This is a genomic window from Pseudomonas sp. NPDC086251 (assembly GCF_044746405.1).
Classification (GTDB): Bacteria; Pseudomonadota; Gammaproteobacteria; order Pseudomonadales; family Pseudomonadaceae; genus Aquipseudomonas.
Window position 1 is genome coordinate 25798 of the sequence record NZ_JBIVBY010000051.1, and the last position, 7663, is coordinate 33460.

The following is a 7663-nucleotide window of genomic DNA, read 5'->3' on the forward strand; positions in this document are numbered from 1 at the left end:
ACACCGCCTTCGCGAGCAGGCTCGCTCCCACAGGTTTCATCCGGCCTGTCATCTATTTTGATCTATGATCGAGCCCTCATTCCGGAGGGCCTTCGATGACTGATTTACTCACGTCCATTCAAGCCGCACTCGGCTTGCCCAGCACCGCCATCCCGTTCACCGCGAACGGTGCCCTGCCCTCGGCGTTCGCCGTCACTGACCTGGCCTGCGCTAGCATTGCCGTCGCCGGCCAGGCCATCAGCGAATTGCTCCATCAGCACACCGGTCGCCTGCCCAACCTTGAAGTGGACCGCCGCCTGGCTTCGTTCTGGTTTGCCACTTCGATCCGCCCGGTCGGCTGGAGCGTGCCGCCGCTGTGGGATCCGGTCGCGGGTGACTACGCCACCAAGGACGGCTGGATTCGCCTGCACACCAACGCGCCCCACCACCGCGCGGCTGCCGAAAGTGTTCTCGGCGCCTGTGCCGACCGCCCGGCGATGGCCAGCAAGGTTGCGCAATGGGCGAAGAGCGATCTGGAACACGCTGTGGTCGAAGCCGGTGGCTGCGCCGCCGAGATGCGCAGTTGGCAACAGTGGCAAGTTCATCCCCAGGGTCAGGCTGTGAACGCCGAACCGCTGATTCAGTTCGCCGCCAACAGCAGCCAGAATGCAAAACCGTGGCAGGGTTCGGTGGCGCAACCATTGGCCGGGATCAAGGTGCTGGATTTGACCCGCGTACTGGCCGGCCCTGTTGCCAGTCGCTTCCTCGCCGGGCTTGGCGCCGACGTGTTGCGTATCGATCCGCCGACCTGGAACGAGCCGGGCGTGGTGCCTGAAGTGACGCTGGGTAAACGCTGCGCGCGCCTGGACCTTCACGACCCGGCCGATCGTGTGCTGTTCGAAAGCCTGCTCAAGGACGCCGACATTTTGCTCCACGGCTACCGCGCCGATGCACTGGAGCGCCTGGGTTACGGCGTCGCTGATCGCCAGCACATGGCTCCTGGCCTGATTGACGTGTGCCTGAACGCCTACGGCTGGAGCGGCCCATGGCAGAACCGCCGTGGCTTCGACAGCCTGGTGCAAATGAGCAGCGGGATTGCCGAAGCCGGCAGGCAGTGGCAGCACGCGGATAAACCGACACCCTTGCCGTTACAAGCGCTGGACCACGCCACCGGGTATTTGATGGCGGCCAGTGCGATCAAGTTACTGGCAGAGCGGTTGAACAGCGGTCGCGGTGGATCGGCGCGATTGTCGCTGGCGCGGACGGCGAAGTTGCTGATTGAAAATGGACCCGGCACCCGCGATCCGTTGCGTGCAGAGGATGATAACGATCAAGGGCTATTGGTTGAGCAAACGCCTTGGGGACCGGCCCATCGGTTGCAGGTGCCGCTGAAAATCACCGGGACACCATTGCAGTGGGCGATACCGGCTGGGGAATTGGGTTCACATCGCCCGCAGTGGTGGTGACAATACCGGCCTCTTCGCGAGCAAGCCCGCTCCCACATTTGATCGCATTCTCCCGGATGACCGCGATCAAATGTGGGAGCGGGCTTGCTCGCGAAGAGGCCCTAACAGTCAGCACAAAATCAGGATCAGCATCAGTCCGACCGGCTCAAAGAAGTCCAAAGCACCTGCGCCGCATACCCTCGCCAAGGCCGCCAGACCTCGGCCCGTTGCAACAATTCGCGCGCCATCACCGGCCCACCTTCAAGCGCCACCAGCGCCTTGATCAACCCCACATCCCCCGACGGAAACGCATCCGTCTCCCGCAACTGCCGCAAGGCAATGTACTGCGCCGTCCAGTCACCAATTCCGTGCAACGCCAGCAACCGAGCCATCCCACCTTCCCGCCCCGGTTCAAATAACAATGGATCATCAAGCAGCGCCTGAGCCACACCCGACAGCGTCCGCCCACGGCTTTTCGGCATCCCCAACGTCGCCAGATCCGCTGCGGCCAACACACTCGCCTGAGGAAACACATGAGTCAACCCGGGCCGCGACAAACCCAGCGGCTCGCCATACTGCGCCACCAGTTTCCCCGCCAGTTTGATCGCCGCGCCCACGCTGATCTGCTGCCCCAGCACCGCACGAATCGCCAACTCCAGGCCGTCCCACGCTCCCGGCACCCGCAGCCCCGGACGCTCGGCGATCAACCGCGCCATCAATGGATCAATCGCCAGTTGCTGATGGATCGACGCCAGATCCGCATCCAGATCAAACATCCGCCGCAGCCGCGCGACGATCTCGGGTACGGCGGCGGAGTCTGGAAAATCCAGCGTCAGCTCAAGCGCATCCACCGCCGCAGGCTTGATCGAAAACGTGCCGTGAACACCGTTCAGCGCGATGCTGCGCGAGTAAACGCCATCGACCACCCCTTCCATCCCGGCAATTGCCCGCGCCGACAAAAAACCCAGCATCGCCGGCCAGTCATAAGGCGGTGTGTATTCCAACAACAACCTCATAGCCTCTCCACTATTCAGTACAACCACGGCCGCGCACCGAATGAGCGACCCATAAAAGAAACTCTGGGGCCGGCCTGAGGTCTGCCCTGATTCAATGCCTTATTGATGGAGAGACGCCAATGGCCACGTTTGAGCCCGGTCACCTGCACATCGAACGCCACGCGCTGAACGAGGACGACTACAGCTTCAGCCTGAGCATCGACTATGAAGTCTGCCAGGATCCCGAAGAAGGCATGCGCTTCAAGTTGCATGGTTCAGTTGAAGGCAAGGAACTGAATGAAGAATTCTTCCTGCCCAAGGATCAGGCCTTCGACTTCGCCCGTCATGCCACGCGCATCGCGCACAATTACGGCCTGCCCAAGGATGCCAGCATCACGTCTGTACACAAGGAATACGACCTGATGTTTGAAGATGTACGGGCGCAACTCGACGTCAAATCCGGCGACCCGGTCAAACCCGAACACCTGGAATAATACAAATCGTCGAAGCCCCCCATAACCTGTAGGAGCGAGGCTTGCCCGCGAAGCTTTTGGCAATCTTGATGCCCCCTTCGCGGCCAAGCCTCGCTCCTGCAATTTGCACGCGCATTTCACCTAACACCCCGCCCCAAGGCATACTTGCCACCCTCCGCACTCCAGAACCAAAAACCGCCCCATGCGTATCCACGTCAGCTTCATCGACCGCGTCGGCATTACCCAGGAAGTCCTGGCCTTGCTCGGTGGGCGCAATCTCAATCTGGATGCGGTGGAAATGGTCCCGCCCAACGTCTACATCGACGCTCCAACCCTGAGTCCGGAAGTCCTCGAAGAATTGCGCGATGCCCTGTTCAGCGTGCGTGGCGTGCAAGCGGTGACGGTGGTCGACATCCTGCCCGGCCAGCGCCGGCACTTGCAGCTTGATGCGTTGCTCGCGGCCATGACCGATCCGGTACTGGCCCTGGACAGCGCCGGCAAAGTGCTGCTGGCCAACCCGGCATTGATCGCCCTGTACGGCCGCGAACCGGCGGGTGAAAGTGTCGCCGAGCTGTTTGCCGACCCGGCCCTGCTCGACGCCCTGCTCGAACAAGGCTTCCGGCTGCCGCTGCGGGAAATCACCGTCAACGGCCAGACCTTGCTGTTGGACGCCACGCCGATCACCGATGCCGGCGCCCTGCTGACCCTGTATCAACCGAACCGCATCGGCGAACGCCTTTCGGCGCTGCACCACGACCATGCCGAAGGCTTCGATGCGCTGCTGGGTGAGTCCCCGGTGATCCGCACCCTCAAGGCCCGCGCTCAACGCGTCGCGGCGCTCGATGCGCCGTTGTTGATCCAGGGTGAAACTGGCACCGGCAAAGAACTGGTGGCCCGTGCTTGTCACGCCATCAGTGCTCGGCACAGTTCACCGTTCCTGGCGTTGAACTGCGCGGCATTGCCGGAGAACCTCGCCGAAAGCGAACTGTTCGGCTACGCCCCCGGCGCCTTCACCGGTGCGCAACGGGGCGGCAAACCGGGGCTGATGGAACTGGCCAACCAAGGCACGGTATTCCTCGATGAAATCGGCGAGATGTCGCCGTACTTGCAGGCCAAGTTGCTGCGCTTCCTGAACGACGGCAGCTTCCGCCGGGTGGGCGGCGATCGTGAGGTCAAGGTCAACGTGCGGATCCTCAGCGCGACCCACCGCGACCTGGAAAAAATGGTCAGCGAAGGGACGTTCCGCGAAGACTTGTTCTATCGCCTCAACGTCCTCAACGTCGAAGTCCCACCGCTGCGTGAGCGCGGCCAGGACATTCTGCTGCTGGCGCGCTACTTCATGCAGCAGGCCTGTGCGCAGATCCAGCGTCCGGTCTGTCGGCTGGCACCGGGCACTTATCCGGCATTGCTGGGCAATCGCTGGCCGGGCAACGTGCGGCAGTTGCAGAACGTGATCTTCCGCGCGGCGGCTATTTGCGAAAGCACCCTGGTCGACATTGGCGACCTCGACATCGCCGGTACCTCCGTCGCACGCCAGAGCGATAGCGAAGTCGACAGCCTGGAACAGGCCATGGAAGCCTTCGAGAAAACCCTGCTGGAAAAACTCTACGTCAGCTACCCCTCGACCCGCCAACTGGCCAACCGCCTGCAAACCTCGCACACCGCGATTGCCCACCGGTTGCGCAAGTACGGCATTCCCAACAAGCCGTAAGTCCTACTCGGTCAAATGTGGGAGCGGGCTTGCTCGCGAAGGCGGCTTTGCATTCAACACATAGGTCGACTGACACACCGCCTTCGCGAGCAAGCCCGCTCCCACAGGTTCTGCGCCGCTTTAAAAATCCGGCTCAAAAGCGACCTTCACCTGTACTGAAAGCGCTACAGTGGAATGATATCGCTACACCCTCCCTCGACCACCGCTGTGCAAGGCTTTGATCCCCTTAGGCTTTTTTCTATGCTCTGTGCTGTAGCGATTTCGCTACAGCCAGCAAATCCTTACGCCTTGGATCAATACATAAGCTATTGATTTACAAAGAATAATAAACATTGGCCGTGATTTTGCTTAGTAACCGCTCATAAAGCAGGGCTTTTGCCCAAAGCATTCAATAGCGTCCACCAGACGAGTCTGGCCCCTTAGGAGTTTCCATGAGCGAGTTGCGTTTTACTGAAGATCACGAATGGCTGCGTACCGAAGCTGACGGCAGCGTCACCGTCGGCATCACTGCTTTCGCACAAAACGCCTTGGGCGACGTGGTTTTCGTACAACTGCCTGAGCTGCAGTCCTACGACAAAGGCGCTGAAGCCGCCACCGTGGAATCGGTAAAAGCCGCCAGCGGCGTGTACATGCCGCTGGACGGTGAAGTGCTGGAAGTCAATCCGGCACTCGACAGCAGCCCTGAGTTGGTCAACGAAGATCCGCTGGGCGAAGGCTGGTTCTTCCGCTTCCAGCCAACCGACGCTGCGGCTGTCGCCAAACTGCTGGATCAGGACGCCTACGACCGTCTGATCAAAGCCAACGCCGAAGCCTGAGGAGCGCTGACATGACTCAAGTAAACCTTACGACCGCCAACGAATTCATCGCCCGCCACATCGGCCCGCGCGCCGGCGATGAGCAAGCCATGCTCAACAGCCTCGGCTTCGACTCGCTGGAAGCCCTGAGCGCCAGCGTCATTCCCGACAGCATCAAAGGCACCAGCGTGCTCGGCCTGGAAGACGGCCTGAGCGAATCCGATGCGCTGGCGCTGATCAAGTCCATCGCCGGCAAAAACCAGCTGTTCAAGACCTTCATCGGCCAGGGTTACTACGGCACGCACACGCCGTCGCCGATCCTGCGCAACCTGCTGGAAAACCCGGCCTGGTACACCGCGTACACCCCGTACCAACCGGAAATTTCCCAGGGCCGTCTCGAAGCGCTGCTGAACTTCCAGACCCTGATCAGCGACCTCACCGGCCTGCCGATCGCCAACGCCTCGCTGCTCGATGAAGCCACCGCCGCTGCCGAAGCGATGACCTTCTGCAAACGCCTGAGCAAGAACAAAGGCAGCCACGCGTTTTTCGCCTCAGTGCATTGCCACCCGCAAACCCTCGACGTGCTGCGCACCCGTGCCGAGCCGCTGGGCATCGACGTGGTGGTCGGCGACGAGTTGGAACTGACCGACGTGACGCCGTTCTTCGGCGCGTTGCTGCAATACCCGGCGAGCAACGGTGATGTGTTTGACTACCGCGAGCTGACCGAACGTTTCCACGCCGCCAATGCCCTGGTCGCCGTCGCCGCTGACCTGCTGGCCTTGACCGTGCTGACCCCGCCGGGCGAGTTCGGCGCCGACGTGGCCATCGGCAGCGCGCAGCGCTTCGGTGTGCCGCTGGGCTTCGGTGGCCCGCACGCGGCGTACTTCTCGACCAAAGATGCGTTCAAGCGCGACATGCCGGGCCGTTTGGTCGGCGTCTCCGTCGACCGTTTCGGCAAGCCGGCCCTGCGCCTGGCGATGCAAACCCGCGAGCAACACATCCGCCGCGAGAAAGCCACGTCGAACATCTGCACCGCGCAAGTGCTGCTGGCCAACATCGCCAGCATGTACGCCGTGTACCACGGCCCGAAAGGCCTGACCCAGATCGCCAACCGCGTGCACCACCTGACCGCGATTCTGGCCCAAGGCTTGAAAACAATCGGTCTGAACGTCGAGCAAACCAGCTTCTTCGACACCCTGACGCTCAACACCGGCGCCCACACCACCGCGCTGCACGATAAGGCTCGGGCGCAGCAGACCAACCTGCGCGTCATCGATGGCGAACGTCTGGGCCTGTCCCTCGACGAAACCACGTCGCAAGCAGACATCGAAACCCTGTGGGCCTTGCTGGCCGACGGCAAGACCCTGCCAGACTTCACCACCCTCGCCGCTTCGGTGGTCAGCACCATCCCGGCCGAGCTGGTCCGCCAATCGCCGATCCTCAGCCACCCGGTGTTCAACCGTTACCACTCGGAAACCGAGCTGATGCGCTACCTGCGCAAGCTCGCCGACAAGGACCTGGCGCTGGATCGGACCATGATCCCGCTGGGCTCCTGCACCATGAAACTCAACGCCGCCAGCGAAATGATCCCGGTGACCTGGGCCGAATTCGGCGCCCTGCACCCGTTCGCCCCGGCCGCGCAAAGTGCCGGTTACCAGCAACTGACCGACGAGCTGGAAGCGATGCTCTGCGCCGCCACCGGCTACGACGAGATCAGCCTGCAACCGAACGCCGGTTCCCAGGGTGAATACGCCGGCCTCTTGGCGATCCGCGCCTACCACCAGAGCCGTGGCGAAGACCGTCGCGACATCTGCCTGATCCCGTCCTCGGCCCACGGCACCAACCCGGCGACCGCCAACATGGCCGGCATGCGCGTGGTCGTCACCGCGTGCGATGCCCGTGGCAACGTCGACATCGAAGACCTGCGCGCCAAAGCCATCGAACACCGCGAACACCTCGCCGCATTGATGATCACCTACCCGTCGACCCACGGCGTGTTCGAAGAAGGCATCCGCGAAATCTGCGGCATCATCCATGACCACGGCGGCCAGGTGTACATCGACGGCGCCAACATGAACGCCATGGTCGGCCTCTGTGCGCCGGGCAAGTTCGGCGGCGACGTCTCGCACCTGAACCTGCACAAAACCTTCTGCATTCCCCACGGCGGTGGCGGCCCGGGCGTCGGCCCGATTGGCGTCAAGTCGCACCTGACCCCGTTCCTGCCGGGTCACGGCACCCTGGAGCGTAAAGAAGGCGCGGTCTGCGC

General features: G+C 62.3%; 6 protein-coding genes. 5 read left to right on the forward strand and 1 reads right to left on the reverse strand.

What is annotated here, in order from left to right; all coding sequences use genetic code 11:
* Positions 1-95: 95 nt before the first annotated feature.
* A complete protein-coding gene (locus ACIPL2_RS33085; RefSeq protein WP_401364451.1) occupies positions 96-1445 on the forward strand; it encodes a CoA transferase in 1350 nt (449 codons plus the stop codon).
* A 131-nt stretch (positions 1446-1576) separates the two neighbouring features.
* On the opposite strand, the gene ACIPL2_RS33090 is transcribed toward ACIPL2_RS33085, so the two are convergent.
* Positions 1577-2440 carry a DNA-3-methyladenine glycosylase family protein gene (locus tag ACIPL2_RS33090; protein WP_401364453.1) on the reverse strand — a complete coding sequence of 288 codons (864 nt, stop codon included), beginning with the start codon at positions 2438-2440 and terminating at the stop codon, positions 1577-1579.
* A 119-nt stretch (positions 2441-2559) separates the two neighbouring features.
* Between ACIPL2_RS33090 and ACIPL2_RS33095 the strand changes: the two genes are divergently transcribed.
* From ACIPL2_RS33095 to gcvP, 4 genes are all read left to right on the forward strand, one after another.
* Positions 2560-2913, forward strand: coding sequence for a DUF5064 family protein (locus tag ACIPL2_RS33095; RefSeq protein ID WP_401364456.1), 354 nt, complete (start codon positions 2560-2562; stop codon positions 2911-2913).
* 181 nt (positions 2914-3094) lie between these two features.
* On the forward strand, positions 3095-4603 hold the full coding sequence (locus ACIPL2_RS33100) for a sigma-54-dependent transcriptional regulator (protein ID WP_401364459.1): 1509 nt from the start codon (positions 3095-3097) through the stop codon (positions 4601-4603).
* Positions 4604-5034: 431 nt separating this feature from the next.
* Entirely contained in the window at positions 5035-5418 is a 384-nt protein-coding gene (gene gcvH, locus ACIPL2_RS33105; RefSeq protein WP_401364462.1) for a glycine cleavage system protein GcvH, read from the forward strand.
* A gap of 11 nt (positions 5419-5429) precedes the next feature.
* Positions 5430-7663: aminomethyl-transferring glycine dehydrogenase (gene gcvP / locus ACIPL2_RS33110; RefSeq protein WP_401364465.1), on the forward strand; the 2234-nt coding region annotated here is incomplete at its 3' end.

Excerpts from the sequence above, each read along its gene's own strand:
- ACIPL2_RS33090 (WP_401364453.1), bottom strand. The coding sequence starts at position 2,440 with ATGAGGTTGTTGTTGGAATACACACCGCCTTATGACTGGCCGGCGATG.
- ACIPL2_RS33085 (WP_401364451.1), top strand. The coding sequence starts at position 96 with ATGACTGATTTACTCACGTCCATTCAAGCCGCACTCGGCTTGCCCAGC.
- gcvH (WP_401364462.1), top strand. The coding sequence starts at position 5,035 with ATGAGCGAGTTGCGTTTTACTGAAGATCACGAATGGCTGCGTACCGAA.
- ACIPL2_RS33100 (WP_401364459.1), top strand. The coding sequence starts at position 3,095 with ATGCGTATCCACGTCAGCTTCATCGACCGCGTCGGCATTACCCAGGAA.
- ACIPL2_RS33095 (WP_401364456.1), top strand. The coding sequence starts at position 2,560 with ATGGCCACGTTTGAGCCCGGTCACCTGCACATCGAACGCCACGCGCTG.